Below are 15037 nucleotides of genomic sequence, written 5' to 3'. Positions count from 1 at the left end.
CGGCCTTGGGAAAGGCCGGCCTGAAGTCTGAAGCACCCACTAAGCCGCGACTTGTGCGCTCATCGAGTCGTACATCCATTCGAGCGTGTCATGAATGGGCGTATGCGGCACCTGGCCGATCACCTGCCGCAGCCTGCGATTCGAACCGACCAGCCGCGCAATCTCATTGCGCCGCATGAAGCGCGGATCGACGAACACGTCGATCTCATAGCCCGCGATGCGCGCGAGCATCTGCAACATCTCGCCGAGCGAATGGCTGCGGCCGGAGCAGACGTTGAAGGTCTGGCCTGCCGGAGCGGCGTCGAGCAGCTTCGCGTAAGTCGCGACGACATCCCGCACATCCGAGAAATCGCGGCTCACGTGGAGATTGCCGAGCGAGATGCGCGCCTCCCGCCGCGCATGATGCCCGACGATCTTCGGCAGCACATAGTCCTCGCTCTGCCCAACGCCCGTGTAGTTGAACGGCCTGACGAAGACCAGCGGCAGGCGGTCGAGCCAGAGCCGGGCCGCGTGCTCCATCGCCAGCTTGCTGACGGCGTAGTCGTTGGCGGGCTGGATGGGCACTTCTTCGTCGATGGTCTCGACGGCCGCATTGCCGTACACGTTCGCGGTGCTCGCGAGCAACACGGCGCGCGGTTTCTTGTCGAGCGTGCTGAGCGCGGCAAGCAGATTGCGCGTGCCGACGATGTTCACCATATACGTCTTGCCCGGCGCATTGGCCGTGACATGGGCGGCGGCGGCCAGATGCACGACCACATCCGGACGGGCATCGGCGACGAAGGACTTGAGCGCCTCCATGTCGAGCAGATCGACGGATATGCCGACAGCGTTCGGCACGTCGTCCTCAGGAGAGGACGTGACCGTGCCCCAGACGTCATGGCCCGACTGCGTCAGAACGGCGGCCATGTGCCGGCCGGTGAAGCCGTTGAGGCCGGTGATGAGTGCGCGTCTTGCCATGGCGCGTCAGAAGCCGGGCTGGGTTTCGTTGCGCTTCAGATCCGCCTCGGTCATCATCCTGCACAGTTCCTCCAGCGTGGTCTTCGGCTGCCAGCCGAGCTTCTCCCGCGCCTTGTCCGCGCTGCCGATCAGCAGATCCACTTCAGCCGGGCGATAGAACTTCGGATTCACCCGCACCAGCGTGCGGCCGGTGGCGACATCGATGCCGCGCTCGCGTTCGCCCTTGCCCGCCCACTCCAGCTGATAGCCCGCCGCGCCGAACGCCATGCGCACGAAGTCGCGCACGGTCTCGGTGCGGTTGGTCGCGAGCACATAGGTATCGGGGTCGCTGGCCTGCAACATGCGCCACATGCCCTCGACATATTCGGCCGCGAAGCCCCAGTCGCGCTTCGCATCGAGATTGCCGAGTTCGAGCAGTTCTTCCTTGCCGAGGCGGATCTTCGCGACGGTATCGGTGATCTTGCGGGTCACGAACTCACGGCCGCGCAACGGCGACTCGTGATTGAACAGGATGCCGCTGCAACCAAAGATGCCATACGACTCGCGGTAATTGATGGTGGTCCAGTGCGCAAACAGCTTGGCGACGCCGTACGGGCTGCGCGGATAGAACGGTGTTTCCTCGCATTGGGGAATGGCCTGCACCTTACCGAACATTTCCGACGTGGAGGCCTGGTAATAGCGGATCTTCGGATCGATCACGCGGATCGCTTCCAGCAGATTGAGCGCGCCGAGACCGGTGACGCCCGCTGTCGTCGACGGCTGATCGAAGGACACGCCGACGAAGCTCTGCGCGGCGAGGTTATACAACTCGCTGGCTTCGGCCGTTTCGAGCAGCCGCAGGTTGGAGCCGAGATCGGTCAGGTCGTGTTCGACGAGGCTCAGTTTCGGATGACGGTCGATACCGAGTTCGGCGATGCGCCAGAAGTTCACCGAACTCGTGCGGCGATACGTGCCGACCACTTCGTATCCCTTGTCGAGCAGAAGCTTGGCGAGATACGCGCCGTCCTGTCCTGACACGCCGGTGATGATCGCTTTGAGCTGCGAGGCCATGAGTTCCGCTCCTGAAGATGTCATGAGCCGATTCTAGGGAAAAGAAATCGAAAAAATATCCGCGGGATTTTCATTTCCGGCATGCGCGCTTTTTTTAATGCGCGAGATCTTTTTTGAACGTGGCACGACGCGGGAGCGATTAAAGAAGGCCTCACCGTGCAGACAATATTTTCGTTTTTTTAGCTTTATTTGGCCTCTAACCTCCAGTCGTCCAAACGGGTCGTCCAGACCGTGCTCAGGGGAGGGAAGATTGCCGCGCATTGTGTCGTCGAAACTGATCTGCACGGTCCTCTGCGTCGCGTCCGCACTGGCGGGATCGTACGCGGCGGCCGCGGCGCCGCGCGTGCTCGACGCCAGGACGTCGTGGATCGGCAATACCTCCGGCTTCGGCGACGGCACCTGGACGCAGATCAATATCACCGCGATTGCCGTCGCGCCCGACGGCCGCGTGTTCACCAATTCGCCGTGGGACGAAAGCGGTGCCGAAGCAAGCGTGTATCGCGACGGCAAGATGCTCTCGTATGCGGGCGGCACGCATGGCTGGGGCGCATCCGGCGGCAACGCGGTGGCGGTGAATGCGCACAGCGTGTTCGTCGCGGTGGGCGTAGGTAACGAAAAAGGTCGGCTCGTCAGGTCGGGTGTGTGGCCGCCTGCGGGCCGGCACTGGATTGGCGTGTCGCGGCGTGACATCGACGATCCGAAACGCGCCATGCCCTTCGATGGCGCGCCCGATGCGGACAAAGCGCTCGTGAGCGCCGACGACCCGGCCGCGACGCTCGCGCGCAGCTTCCTGAAGATCGCCGACACCACGGACGATGCCGCGCGTGGCGACATCGGCGGGCTGGCGGCGAACGATGCGCTCTTGTATGTGGCCAATACGGCGCGGGATCGTATTGAGCGCTACGACGCGCGCTCCATGCAACCGAAGTCGCAATGGAGCGCGCCGCAGCCGGGACGCATCGCGCTGGCGCAGGACGGCTCGCTGTGGGGCATCGTCGAGAGTCTCGGCGTGCATCCGCGGATCGCGCATTTCAGTGCTTCGGGTGCATTGCTGGACGACGCACCGCACCTCGCCGACGAGACGATCGCCGTCGATATCGCGCTCGACCGTCAAGGCCGTCTGCTCGTCGCCGACAACGGCCCGCGTCAGCAAGTGCTGTTGTTCTCGAAGCAGGGCGGCGCGTATCGCGAAACCGGCACGCTGGGCGAACGCGGCGGCATTTTTTCAGGCGTGCCCGGCAAGCCGGGACCGCAGCGCTTCAACGGCCTGACGGGCGTGGGCGTGGATGCGTCGGGCAACGTCTATGTGTCGGGCAACGGCATCGGTGCGCGCGACGGCAGCATCGGCGCGGGTCTCGGCGCGACGCTCGAAAGCTATTCCCCGGCCGGTGCATTGCGCTGGCAGATGCAAGGTCTGCTGTTCGTCGATGGCGCGTGGATCGATCCCGCCCGGCCCGACAGCGTGTACACGGGCAACAAGCGCTTCGAGCTGGACCTGTCAAAGCCGCCGGGACAGGAATGGCGCTACGCGGGCTTCCTGTCGGGCCGCTTCAAGTATCCCGACGATCCGGTGTTCCACGTCGATCAATGGCCCGGCCTGCCGATCGCGCGCCGGCTCGAAGGCCGCACCTTCCTGTACCTGACGGACATGTACGCGGATCACCTGAAGATCTATCGCTTCGACGCGAAACGCGACGGCGAACTGGCGATTCCTTCGGGCTTCATCGCGGGGCGGCCGCGTCCGGTGCAGAACGTGCCGAACCGGCCGGAAGGCGGCGAATGGATCTGGCGCGATCTCGATGGCGATGGCCGCTTCGAGGCCGGCGAATTCCAGCGCAATCCGGGCACCGCGCGCATTACCGGCGGATGGGGCTGGTGGGTCGATACGAAGGGCGACATCTGGCGCACCAGCGATGTGAAGGGCATTCACCGCATCCGCTTCGGCGGCCTCGATGCGCACGGCAATCCCATCTACGACTACGCGCGCATGCAGACCTATCCGGTGCCGGCGCCGTTCACCGAATTGCGCCGTGCCGTATACGACGCCGCGACCGACACCATGTACCTCACCGGCTACACGGCCGACGCGCCCTTCGACCGCCGTTACTGGAAGGAAGTGGGCCGTCGTCTGGTGCGCTACGACAACTGGTCGAATGGCGCGCGCCTGCGCTATGCGATCGACCTGCCGTGGGACACGCAGGCGAAACCGCTGGCGACGGTCATCGGCGTGACCGTGGAGGGGCAGTACGTCTTCGCGGTGGAACCGGTCGGCGAGGTGCACGTGTACGACAAGGACTCCGGCAAGGAAGCAGGCGTCATCCGGCCCGGGCCGGAAGTGGGCCGGGCATCCGGCTGGGTGGACGTGCCCAACGGCATCAGCGCACACCGGCGCGGCAACGGCGAATACCTCGTGTTCGTCGAAGAGGATGCGCGCGGCAAGGTGACGATGTACCGCTGGACCCCGTCAAGCTGAACGCGCGAGGAACGACGAATGGAAAGAAGCATGGTGCGCAACGTGGGAATCAACTTCATCGGGTTGATCCTGCCGACCTTCGTGTCGCTCGCGACGGTGCCCGCGTATATCCGGCTCGTGGGCGTCGAGCGTTATGGCGTCATCAGTCTCGTATGGACGCTGATCGGCTATTTCAGCATTCTCGATCTCGGCATGAGCATGGCCGCGCAACATCAGATCGCGAAGGCGCAGGCGGCCGGCGATGTCGCGCAGCGCACGCGCGTGTTATGGAGCGCTGTATGGCTCAACTTCGCGACCGGCGTACTCGGCGGCGTGGCGATCTACACCGGCGCCTTCGCCTATACGGCCTATGTCGCGCACTCCGCGCCGGCGTTGCAGCAGGAGGTGTATCGCGCGTTGCCGTGGCTTGCACTCGCGATACCGCTCGCGAACGTCTCCTGGGTTTTTGCGGGCGCCATCAACGCGATGGAACGCTTCGGCGTCTATAACGCGAACCAGACTTTCGGCACCTTCCTGTTTCAGCTCTTGCCGCTGGGCGCGGCGTGGTGGATCGCGCCGAACCTGCAGACCGTGATCGCGGCCGCGGTCGTCGCGCGTCTGCTTGCGGCGCTGCTGCTCGCCCGCGCGAGTCTCAGGCTGCTCGATATCCGCCGCATCGAATGGCCGACGCGCCAGGTCGCGGGCGGCCTGTTCCGCTTCGGCGGCTGGATGCTCGTGTCGTCGATCACCACGATGCTCACCGATTCGCTCGACCGCGTGCTGCTCGGCGCGCATCTCGGCGCGCGCTTCGTCACGTATTACACGGTGCCGCAAAACCTCGTCACGCGCCTGAACATGCTGCCCAACGCGATGGTGCGCACGCTGTTCCCGCGTCTTTCGGCCATCGATCGAAGCGACGCGAACGGCATGGCCGCGACGTCGCTCACCTTCCTGAACGGCGTGTTCACACCGCTCGCGCTGTTCGCGATGCTCGTGCTCGAACCGTTCCTGCATCTGTGGATCGGCGCGGACCTCGCCGTGGAGAGCGCGCCGGTGGGCCGCATTCTCGTGATCGCCGTGTGGCTCGTCGGACAGGCGGGCGTGACGCGCATCCTGATTCAGTCACAGGTCGATCCCGCCAAGGCCGCGCGTGCGGGACTGGCGCAATTGCCGTTCTTCGTCGGCTTGCTCTGGTTCGGCATCGAACGCTACGGGCCGGTGGGCGCAGCAAGCGTGGTCGCAGTGCGCGCGCTCGCGGACTATGCGGTCCTGCTCTGGATGTCGCGGATTCGCGCGCGGCCCATCGCGCTCGACATGCTTGCGCATCTCGCGTTTCTGCTCGTCGCGCTTGCCGTCGGCAGCGCAATCGATGCAATGGCGCATCCCCTCCAGGCCGTCACGGCAGCGGCGCTCTTCGCCTTGGTCAACGCAGCATGGTCCGTGGCGACACGTCCTTCGTTGCGTGCGCTGGCGCTGACCCTGGCGGGCAAGTTCATCGGCAGGACCCCTTCACCTCTGAAAGCGAGGCGTGACGCATGAGCACTGAATTCGAAGACGCGTTTGTCGGACGCGCAAAGACACGTCACTTCCTGCGCGATGACGGTCCCGCGCCGCAACCGCGCGCCGTGACACGCCAGCCCGGCATGCCGCGCGTGGCGATCGTGCATGACTGGCTCGTCACGTATGCCGGAGCGGAACGCGTGCTGGAACAGATCATCGCGTGCTTTCCGGAAGCGGACATCTTCAGCGTCGTGGACTTTCTCGAAGACCGCTCTTTCCTGCGCGGCAAGCAGGCGGCGACGTCGTTCATCCAGAAGCTGCCGTTCGCCCGGACGCGCTATCGCGCCTATCTCCCGCTGATGCCGCTCGCGATCGAACAGCTCGACCTCTCCGGATACGACCTCGTCATTTCCAGCAGCCACGCCGTGGCGAAAGGCGTGCTGACCGGACCCGACCAGGTGCATGTGAGCTACGTGCATTCGCCGATCCGCTATGCGTGGGACCTGCAACACCAATACCTCAAGCAATCCAATCTGACGGCGGGCGCGAAGTCACTGTTCGCGCGGTTGATCCTGCACTACATGCGCAACTGGGATATCCGCACGTCGAATTCGGTGAATCACTTCATCGCCAATTCGGATTTCATTGCGCGGCGGATTCACAAGGTGTATCGGCGTACGTCCAAGGTCATCTTTCCGCCCGTGGATGTGGCCTCGTTCGAAGTGTGCGAGCAGAAGGAAGATTTCTATCTGACCGCCTCGCGCATGGTGCCGTACAAGAAAATCGATCTCATCGTGGAAGCGTTCGCGCGCATGCCGGGGCGCAAGCTGGTCGTGATCGGCGAAGGCCCGGACATGGCGAAGATCCGCGCCAAGGCGACGCCCAATGTGGAGATCATGGGCTATCAGCCGTTCGCCGTGCTGCATGACCGGATGCGCCGCGCGAAAGCCTTCGTGTTCGCAGCCGAAGAGGACTTCGGGATTTCGGTCGTGGAAGCGCAGGCGTGCGGCACGCCGGTGATCGCGTACGGCAAGGGCGGCGCGCTGGAAACGGTGCTCGATGCCTCGCACGAACGGCCCACCGGACTGTTCTTCAACAGCCAGACGCCGCAGGCGATCATCGACGCCATCGATGCCTTCGACAGCGGCGCGCTCACCTTCAATCCCGCCGATTGCCGCGCGAACGCCGAGCGTTTTTCGAACAGTCGCTTCCGCGAGGCATTGCATGCGCATATCTCGCGGATCGCGCCGCAGTTCGTGCTGCCGCCGCTGCCGGTGGAGGAGGCGCCCGAGCCGCCTGCCATCGACGAGATGCAGCAAGCGGGCTTGAAAGTGCTCGCCGTCGACCAGAGCGGGGCGCTGGGCGGCGCGGAGTTGTCGATGCTCGAAGTCGTGAAGAACATGCGCGGCGACGTGCAGACCGTCCTGTTCGACGATGGCCCGTTCCGCATCGCGCTGGAAGCGGTCGGCGTGAAAGTGGACGTGCTCGACGGCAAGTCGCTCGACGGCATGCGCAAGGACGGCAAGGCGCGGCCTGGGATGAACATGCTGGGCGGCATGCTGAAGCTGTTGCGCGGCACGCTGGAACGCTCGCGCAACGCCGACGTGATCTACGTGAACACGCAGCGCGCGATGGTCATCGGCGCGATTGCGGGACTGATCTCGCGCAGACCGGTGGTCTGGCATCTGCGCGACATCGTCAGCGAGGAACACTTCGGCCGCACGCAACTAGCGGTCATCAAGTGGTGCACCAAGCTGATGCTGGAACACGTGATCGCCAATTCGACCGCATCGGCCGCCGCCGTCACGGCACTGACGCGGTTGCGCGAGGAACGGCTCGATGTCGTGTTCAACGGCATCTCGGCCGAACCGTTCACGGATATCGAAGCCGTCGCGCAACACGAACTGCGCGCGCGTTTCGGCTTGCCGCGCGATGCGTTCCTGGTCGGCTGCTTCAGCCGGCTCGCGCGCTGGAAGGGTCAGCATGTGCTGCTGGAGGCGCTGCTGGAGTCGCCGGACATGCATGCGGTGCTGGTCGGCGCGGCCTTGTTCGGTGAAGACGCCTATGAAACCGAATTGCGCGCCTATGTGGACGAGCATGGCTTGCAGGACCGCGTGCATTTCCTCGGCTTCCAGGACGATATCGCCGCCTGCATGAAAGCGGTGGACGTGGTCACGCATACCTCGATCATGGCGGAGCCGTTCGGGCGCGTGATCATCGAAGGGATGCTGTCGAAGCGGCCCGTCGTGGCGACGCGAGCAGGCGGCGTGATGGATATCGTCGAGGACGGCGAGAACGGCATTCTCTGTTCACCCGGCGACGCCTCCGAGCTGGCGCGCATTCTCGACCGTCTGAGAAAGAATCAGCCGTTGCGCGAGCGACTTGTCGAGCAAGGTTATGAGAATGCGACGAGCCGCTTCGGCACCGAGCGCTATGTCGAGAGCGTGGAGAAGATTCTCGTCGATGTCGCGGAGCGTTCGCGCAAACGCGGTTGAGTCAGCGCCTGCGGCGCGTGCGCCGCAGCGCCGCTGACCACGCCATCGCGGGCTTCTCCACGGCGGCATGGAAGACCAGCGCCACGCACACCGCAACGGCAGTGAAGCCGAACGAAGCCCAGATGTCGGTCTGTAGCGCGGACCTGAACAGCACCGATCCCAGCAGCACGAAAATGGGCAGATGCACGACATACAGCGAGAAGCTGAACGTGCCCAGCCAGGACAGGAAGCGGACCACGGGCGATGCGCGCATCGGCGTATCCAGCGCGCCGTGCAGGTAGACGGCGAAGGCGAATGCCCACAACTGGAACGCCGCATATTGCGCGAGGCTGAATGCGCCGCATCCGGCCAGTGTGAGCACGCCGGCCAGCATTCCCATGCGCGGCCGCGCTTCGATTCCGCGCGCTTTCGCTTCCGCGATCCATGCGCCGAGCATCCACGCGAACCAGTAGGACGTGAACACGACGATGCCGCGCGGCTCGAAAACCAGCGCCGACAGCACGTTGATGACGCCGACGCCCGCCATCACGCCGCCCATGCCGATGCGCCGCCGCAGCGCGATCAGCATCGGATATACGAGATAGAACTGCACCTCCACTGAAAGCGTCCAGAGCGCGCCGTTCGACCCGAAGGTCTTCCCCGCGATGCCCTGCAACGAAAACAGATTGACGAGAAACGCGCTCAGGTCGAAGGGATTGATCTTGTGGCTGACAGGCAGGAACGTGCTGCTCAGCGAATCGAGCGCGAGCGTCAGCAGCAGCGCGGCGATCAGCACCGGATAGATGCGGACGAAACGACGCAGCAGGAAGTTGCGGCTATCGAAGGGAGCGAGCGGGTCGGCGATCAGCTTGCGGGCCATCGCGCGATGGATGCAATAGCCGCTGATGACGAAGAACACCGGCACGCCCGCCGAGCCCCAGGCAATCGGGAAGGTCAGATAGCTGATGAGTGCATTCGCGTCGAGGCCATGCAGGCTGCGATGAAATTGCTGCATGCCGATCCACGTTACCTGCCGGCAATGAAAGTACGCAACGAGCAAGGCCGCCGCGCCGCGCCATGCGTCGATGGCGACATCCTGGCTGTCCGACAGGAGGCCTTCATGACGTGCGGCAGCGGGCGTGAAGAGAGAAGAATCGCTCATGGAGTGGAAGGTCGCGCGAGAAAAGAATGCGTCGATCTTAGGGCAGCAGAAATGGCACGAATAACGAAATAATTCGCGGCACGGGCGCTCATTTTTTATCGATTTTTTTCTGTTACGGTCGATGCCTGTCTAACGTCGAATGGATGCGGATCATGGATATGCATGCGATTGCCGGCGTGGCGGTGCTGCTCGTGCTGGTGGCCGCCTCGGCCTATCGGGACGCACTGCGCAACGACCCCCTGAGCCCGTTGCGCAAGCGCGGCTCGAATCGCGTCCCGGCGCCTCAGATGGACGACGCGGAATAAGCGCCGCCCGAGCGCTGCAGCGGACCACCGGGTCCGGGGACATCTCAATCACGGGTTTCGATCTGGAGGAAAGACTCATGCTCAAGGTGACCAAGGCCGTATTTCCTGTCGCGGGTCTCGGCACACGCTTCTTGCCCGCGACCAAGGCCAGTCCCAAGGAAATGCTGCCGGTGGTCGACAAGCCGCTGATTCAATACGCGGTGGAAGAGGCCGTCGCCGCCGGGATCACGGAGATGATTTTCGTCACCGGCCGCGGCAAGCGCGCCATCGAAGATCACTTCGACAAGTCCTATGAACTTGAAGCCGAACTCGAGGCACGCAACAAGGAAGCCCTGCTCGACGCCGTGCGCAGCATCAAGCCGGCGAACGTCGATTGCTTCTATGTGCGCCAGCCGTCCGCGCTCGGTCTCGGTCACGCGGTGTTGTGCGCGGAACGGCTCGTCGGCCAGCAGCCCTTCGCCGTGATGCTCGCCGATGACCTGCTGCACGCGCCGCAGCCGGTGATGAAGCAGCTCGTCGACGTCTTCGATCACTATCACAGCTCGGTGATCGGCGTGGAACGCATCGCGCGCGAGGACAGCGCTTCGTATGGCGTGATCGAAGGGCGCGAATGGGAAGAGGATGTCATCAAGATGTCGAGCATCGTCGAGAAGCCGCAGCCGGCGCTCGCGCCGTCGAATCTCGGCGTGGTCGGACGCTATGTGCTGATGCCGAGCATCTTCCGGCATCTGCGCGAGACACGGCCCAATGCGGGCGGCGAGATTCAGCTGACCGACGCCATCGGCGCGCTGCTCGGCGAGGAACAGGTGCTCGCGTATCGCTATTTCGGCACGCGTTTCGACTGCGGCAGCAAGCTCGGCTATCTCAAGGCGACGATCCAGTTCGCGTTGCAGCATCCCGAAGTGCGCAAGGACTTCGAGCAGTATCTGCGCGCGGAAGTATGGGCGTTGATGCCGGAGTTGATCGGGGAGGAAAGCAGCGAGCCGGAGGCTTTGTCGACATGAGGTGAGGGGCGTACCGACTCACGATCCGGTCGGGACGGATACAATGCGGCGGGTCTTTCCGTCCATTGCCTCATGAACCGTTCATCCCGGACCGTCCTGCTCGGTCCGCTACTCAAGAGTGTGTCGCGCTCGTTCTACCTGACGCTGCGCATCCTGCCCGCCGGCATGCGCGATCCCATCGGGCTCGCGTATCTGCTGGCGCGCGCGGCGGACACCATCGCCGATACCTCGCTGATCTCGCCGCAACGCCGCCTCGAACTCTTGCTGTCGTTGCGCGCACAGGTGAACGGCGCTGCCGATGACGGCGCGCTCGCGGGGATTGCCGGCGAAGTGGCGCGGCAGCAGGCGCAGCCGGACGAGCGCGCATTGCTCGAAGCGCTCGGCGCGGCGCTGGCGATCCTGCCGCAACTGGATGCGCGGGACGGCGCGGCGGTGCGCGACATCGTGACGACGCTCAGCACCGGCATGGAATTCGACCTGCGCACGTTTCCCGACGAGACGTCCGGGCAGATCGCCGCGCTGAAGGAGTTCGACGAACTGGACCGCTATACGTATCTGGTAGCGGGGTGCGTGGGTGAATTCTGGACGCGCATGACGGCGGCGCATCAGCCGGGCAAGCTTCAGGCGCCGCTCGACACCATGCTGGCGCTCGGCGTGCGCTTCGGCAAGGCCTTGCAGATGACCAACGTGCTGCGCGATTGCGCGCGCGACCTGCGCATCGGACGCTGCTATCTGCCTGCAACGATGCTCGCGCGTCATGGCCTCGCGCCGCATGATCTGCTGGACCCGCAGGCGTCGGTGCGCGCACGGCCCGTGCTGTTCGAGCTGCTGCGCACTTCGCTGGCGTTGTACCAGGACGCCGTCGATTACACGCTGGCCATTGCGCCGGGCGCCGTACGTTTGCGGCTGGCCTGCCTGTGGCCGATCATGATCGGCCTCGATACGCTGGTGCTGCTCGCGGAGAACCACGCATGGCTCGATCCCGCGCGCATCTCGAAGGTGCGCCGCAACGATGTCTATCGCATCATCGCGGCTTCGCTGCCAATGGTGGTATCGGACGCGGCGCTGCGCAACTGGAGCACGAAGCGCATGCAAGCGATAGAAGCGCGCATCAGCGCCGCAAGTCGGCCATGATGCGTTCGGCGAGAAAGTCGCACGGCGGTCGTCTCGACGCCGCGCTTCTCGCCAGCACCACTTCCAGCGTGCCGATATCCGGCAAACCTTGCGGCGGCCCGAGCAGCGTGAAGTGAGCGGGCACCGCGCATTTCGCGAGCGGCGTCACGGCGAGGCCGGCTTCGGCCATCGTCAGCAGACCGAGCAGGCTCGGACTCTCATACGACGTGCGATAGCCGATGCGCGCATGCTCCAGGCTGCGGATCGCGTTCTCCCGCGCGACGCTGCCCGGCAGGAACACCGCGATGGGCAGCGGGCGTTCCTTCCAGATGTCCGTGGCGCCGGGCGCGGCGGCCCAGACCATCGGCTCGTGACGCACGAAGTCGCCGGACAGTCCCTTGACCCGCGTCGCGCAGACGAGATCCACCGAACCGTCCTTCACCATCGGCGCAAGGGCGACGCTCGGCAGGCCGACCACCTGGATCTCGACCTTCGGATAGGTGGCGGAAAATTTCTTCAGAATGGGCGGGAAAAGCGACGACGCGTAATCGTCCGGCACGCCGATCACCACGCGCCCCGTCACGTCTGGCCGCACGACGGCCGCCCACGCCTCGTCGCGCAGCGCGATCATGCGGCGCGCGTAGGTGAGCAGCACCTCGCCGTCCTGCGTGGGCACGACGCTGCGCGGCTTGCGCACGAACAGCGGCTTGCCAAGCGCGGTTTCCAGCGTCTTGATCTGCATGCTCACCGCCGATTGCGAACGATGCACGAGTTCCGCCGCGCGGCTGATGTTGCCGGTATCGGCCACGGCGACGATCATCGCAAGGACATCGAGGTCGAGTGCTTTCATGGTCGGACAGGCTCGGTATCAGAAAATCTGAACGATTCTATCAAGATTATGCGTTTTTCTTTTACCTGAGCGGGGCGCATGATGCAGTCAAGGAGCCTATCCATGAACGCCCGTACCGATCTTTCCGTCCTCACCGCCGTGCAAGGCCTGCCTGAGCCGTCGTTCGCCACGACCGGGTCCGGGATTTCCGTGCCGTATATCGAGTGCGGAGAGGGTGAGCCGATGGTACTCATCCACGGATCGCTGTGCGATTACCGGTACTGGGAGGCGCAAGTCCTGCCGCTCGCGAAGCAATTCCGCGTGATCGTGCCGAGCCTGTCGCATTACTGGCCGGCCGTCGATGCCTTCGTGCAGGGGGAGTTCGGCTGGGAAGCGCACGTGGCGGAAATGGCGGCGTTCATCGAGACGCTGGAACTGGCACCCGTTCATCTCGTCGGGCATTCGCGCGGCGGCGCGATTGCGTTTCATCTGGCGCGCGAGTATCCGCGCCTCGTGAAGACGCTCACGCTGGCCGATCCAGGCGGTCCGCTCGAACTGGAAACGAAGTCGCGTTCGGCACCTGCTGCACCTGCTGCACCTGCCGCACTGCCGCCCGCCACGAATGCGCTGCGCGCGCGCGTGGCCGAGTTGATCGAACAGGGCGAATTCGACCGTGGCCTGGAGATGTTCGTCGATTCGGTGAGCATGCCGGGCTTCTGGAGGAAGAGCACGGAGAGCTTCCGCCGCATGGCGCTCGACAACGCGCTGACGCTGCCGAAGCAATTCCGCGATCCGCTGCCCGCTTACACGCGGGACCTGGCGCGCGACATCAAATGCCGCACGCTGCTGATCGACGGCGAGAAGAGCCCGCGCATGTTCCGCAACAACGTCGAGAAGCTGACGGAGTGGATTGCGTTCGCCGAGCGCCAGACGATCGCGCGGGCGTCGCATGGGATGAATGTCGCCAGCCCTGGCGCGTTCAATCGCGCGGTGCTGGCGTTTGCCGGAGCGTGGTGAGCGGCGCAATCTGACCGGTCCACGCGCGACGGCACAGGGGTTGCTGGGTGTTGTTCAAAACACCCACAGACCGGAGCTTCCATGCCCAATCCCGCGCTGCCGTTCGATCCCGCGTTCGAACAGATCCCCGACGACGAAGCCGAGACCACGAGGGAACTCGCGGAAACGATGCGCGGCATCACCGAGAAGACCTACGCCGACTCGGGACATGCGATCCGCAGCGTGCATGCGAAAAGCCACGGCCTGCTGACCGGCGAAATGCAGGTGAATGCCGGCCTGCCGCCTGAACTCGCGCAAGGCATCTTCGCGCAGCCTGCGAGCTTTCCCGTGGTGCTTCGTCTGTCGACGAATCCCGGCGACGTGCTCGACGACAACGTCTCCACCCCGCGCGGACTTGCCGTGAAGATCATCGGCGTCGAGGGCGAGCGCTTGCCGGGCAGCGAAGGCGATCGCACGCAGGATCTGGTGATGATCAACGCCCCGGCCTTCACGGCCGCGACGCCGAAGAAGTTCCTCTCGAATCTCAAGCTGCTCGCAAAAACCACCGACAAGATGCCGGGCGGCAAGAAGGCGCTGTCGGCGATGCTGCGCGGCACGGAAGCGCTGATCGAAAAGCTGGGCGGCGAGAGCGGCATGATCAAGAGCCTGGGCGGTCATCCCGAGACGCACATTCTGGGCGAGACCTTCTATACAGCCGTGCCGCTTCTCCATGGCCGGTACTTTGGCAAGCTGAGCGTCGCGCCCGTATCGGCGGAACTGACGGCGCTGACGGACGCCCCCGTCGATCTGAAGGACCGTCCCGATGGCCTGCGCGAAGCCGTCAGCGAGTTCTTCATGGCGAACGGCGCCGAATGGGAAGTGCGCGTGCAACTGGCGACCGACATCGAGAAGATGCCCATCGAGGATGCCTCGGTGCAATGGCCGGAAGACGAGAGTCCCTATGTGACGGTGGCGCGCATTCGCGTGGCGCCGCAGAGCACGTGGAACCCGCAGCGCGAGCGCGGCATCGACGACGGCATGGCCTTCAGTCCGTGGCATGGCGTGGCGGAGCATCGGCCGCTGGGTGGCGTGATGCGCGCGCGGCGGATGTCGTACGAGGTGTCGTCGGACTTTCGCGGCGAGCGTAACGGCTGTCCGATGCGGGAACCGCGCGAACGCGTCGATTTGTAGCTTT

Annotated in this window: 12 protein-coding genes; 8 read left to right on the top strand and 4 right to left on the bottom strand. The window is 64.6% G+C overall.

The genetic code is table 11. The features are described from left to right. Positions 1-39: 39 nt before the first annotated feature. Both QCE69_RS27145 and gmd read right to left on the bottom strand, forming a co-directional pair. Positions 40-957, bottom strand: a complete 918-nt coding sequence (locus tag QCE69_RS27145) for a GDP-mannose 4,6-dehydratase (RefSeq protein WP_309933994.1) — start codon at positions 955-957, stop codon at positions 40-42. A 6-nt stretch (positions 958-963) separates the two neighbouring features. Then, the gene (gene gmd, locus QCE69_RS27140) at positions 964-2007 is read right to left on the bottom strand and encodes a GDP-mannose 4,6-dehydratase (protein ID WP_309817780.1); all 1044 of its coding nucleotides are present in this window, start codon (positions 2005-2007) and stop codon (positions 964-966) included. A gap of 250 nt (positions 2008-2257) precedes the next feature. On the opposite strand from gmd, the gene QCE69_RS27135 reads away from it, so the two are divergent. The 3 genes from QCE69_RS27135 to QCE69_RS27125 are packed head-to-tail and all read left to right on the top strand — an operon-like array spanning position 2258 to position 8454. Continuing rightward, positions 2258-4480 carry a hypothetical protein gene (locus QCE69_RS27135; RefSeq protein ID WP_409021236.1) on the top strand — a complete coding sequence of 741 codons (2223 nt, stop codon included), beginning with the start codon at positions 2258-2260 and terminating at the stop codon, positions 4478-4480. A 30-nt stretch (positions 4481-4510) separates the two neighbouring features. Further along, positions 4511-5998 carry an oligosaccharide flippase family protein gene (locus tag QCE69_RS27130; RefSeq protein WP_409021242.1) on the top strand — a complete coding sequence of 496 codons (1488 nt, stop codon included), beginning with the start codon at positions 4511-4513 and terminating at the stop codon, positions 5996-5998. Then, complete coding sequence (locus tag QCE69_RS27125; RefSeq protein ID WP_309933989.1) at positions 5995-8454, top strand: glycosyltransferase family 4 protein; 2460 nt, start codon at positions 5995-5997, stop codon at positions 8452-8454. Before QCE69_RS27130 ends, QCE69_RS27125 begins: the two co-directional genes overlap by 4 nt. Before the next feature lies 1 nt (position 8455). Here the strand turns inward: QCE69_RS27125 and QCE69_RS27120 are convergent, their stop codons facing one another. Then, positions 8456-9595 carry an acyltransferase gene (locus tag QCE69_RS27120; RefSeq protein ID WP_309933987.1) on the bottom strand — a complete coding sequence of 380 codons (1140 nt, stop codon included), beginning with the start codon at positions 9593-9595 and terminating at the stop codon, positions 8456-8458. A gap of 152 nt (positions 9596-9747) precedes the next feature. On the opposite strand from QCE69_RS27120, the gene QCE69_RS27115 reads away from it, so the two are divergent. The 3 genes from QCE69_RS27115 to QCE69_RS27105 all read left to right on the top strand — a co-directional run bounded on the left by QCE69_RS27115 (position 9748) and on the right by QCE69_RS27105 (position 12038). Continuing rightward, positions 9748-9900 carry a hypothetical protein gene (locus QCE69_RS27115; RefSeq protein WP_309817768.1) on the top strand — a complete coding sequence of 51 codons (153 nt, stop codon included), beginning with the start codon at positions 9748-9750 and terminating at the stop codon, positions 9898-9900. A gap of 77 nt (positions 9901-9977) precedes the next feature. Further along, the gene (gene galU, locus QCE69_RS27110; RefSeq protein ID WP_309924989.1) at positions 9978-10904 is read left to right on the top strand and encodes a UTP--glucose-1-phosphate uridylyltransferase GalU; all 927 of its coding nucleotides are present in this window, start codon (positions 9978-9980) and stop codon (positions 10902-10904) included. A gap of 72 nt (positions 10905-10976) precedes the next feature. Further along, complete coding sequence (locus tag QCE69_RS27105) at positions 10977-12038, top strand: phytoene/squalene synthase family protein (protein ID WP_309933985.1); 1062 nt, start codon at positions 10977-10979, stop codon at positions 12036-12038. Here QCE69_RS27105 and QCE69_RS27100 read toward each other — a convergent pair. Further along, positions 12016-12867 carry a LysR family transcriptional regulator gene (locus QCE69_RS27100; protein ID WP_309817753.1) on the bottom strand — a complete coding sequence of 284 codons (852 nt, stop codon included), beginning with the start codon at positions 12865-12867 and terminating at the stop codon, positions 12016-12018. The two genes, QCE69_RS27105 and QCE69_RS27100, sit on opposite strands and share 23 nt — an antisense overlap. A gap of 102 nt (positions 12868-12969) precedes the next feature. Here QCE69_RS27100 and QCE69_RS27095 point away from each other — a divergent pair, with 102 nt between their 5' ends. Continuing rightward, positions 12970-13863 carry an alpha/beta hydrolase gene (locus QCE69_RS27095; protein ID WP_309933983.1) on the top strand — a complete coding sequence of 298 codons (894 nt, stop codon included), beginning with the start codon at positions 12970-12972 and terminating at the stop codon, positions 13861-13863. 81 nt (positions 13864-13944) lie between these two features. Further along, positions 13945-15033 (top strand): catalase family protein, encoded by a 1089-nt coding sequence (locus QCE69_RS27090; RefSeq protein ID WP_309933981.1) that lies wholly within the window; start codon positions 13945-13947, stop codon positions 15031-15033. Positions 15034-15037 lie beyond the last annotated feature (4 nt).

Source organism: Caballeronia sp. LZ032, assembly GCF_031451315.1.
In the GTDB taxonomy this organism is placed as follows: domain Bacteria; phylum Pseudomonadota; class Gammaproteobacteria; order Burkholderiales; family Burkholderiaceae; genus Caballeronia.
This window is presented reverse-complemented; position numbering and strand designations above follow the sequence as displayed.

Coding starts and splice junctions, on each gene's coding strand:
- QCE69_RS27145 (WP_309933994.1), bottom strand. CDS start 957: ATGGCAAGACGCGCACTCATCACCGGCCTCAACGGCTTCACCGGCCGG.
- gmd (WP_309817780.1), bottom strand. CDS start 2,007: ATGGCCTCGCAGCTCAAAGCGATCATCACCGGCGTGTCAGGACAGGAC.
- QCE69_RS27130 (WP_409021242.1), top strand. CDS start 4,511: ATGGTGCGCAACGTGGGAATCAACTTCATCGGGTTGATCCTGCCGACC.
- QCE69_RS27125 (WP_309933989.1), top strand. CDS start 5,995: ATGAGCACTGAATTCGAAGACGCGTTTGTCGGACGCGCAAAGACACGT.
- QCE69_RS27120 (WP_309933987.1), bottom strand. CDS start 9,595: ATGAGCGATTCTTCTCTCTTCACGCCCGCTGCCGCACGTCATGAAGGC.
- QCE69_RS27115 (WP_309817768.1), top strand. CDS start 9,748: ATGGATATGCATGCGATTGCCGGCGTGGCGGTGCTGCTCGTGCTGGTG.
- galU (WP_309924989.1), top strand. CDS start 9,978: ATGCTCAAGGTGACCAAGGCCGTATTTCCTGTCGCGGGTCTCGGCACA.
- QCE69_RS27105 (WP_309933985.1), top strand. CDS start 10,977: ATGAACCGTTCATCCCGGACCGTCCTGCTCGGTCCGCTACTCAAGAGT.
- QCE69_RS27100 (WP_309817753.1), bottom strand. CDS start 12,867: ATGAAAGCACTCGACCTCGATGTCCTTGCGATGATCGTCGCCGTGGCC.
- QCE69_RS27095 (WP_309933983.1), top strand. CDS start 12,970: ATGAACGCCCGTACCGATCTTTCCGTCCTCACCGCCGTGCAAGGCCTG.
- QCE69_RS27090 (WP_309933981.1), top strand. CDS start 13,945: ATGCCCAATCCCGCGCTGCCGTTCGATCCCGCGTTCGAACAGATCCCC.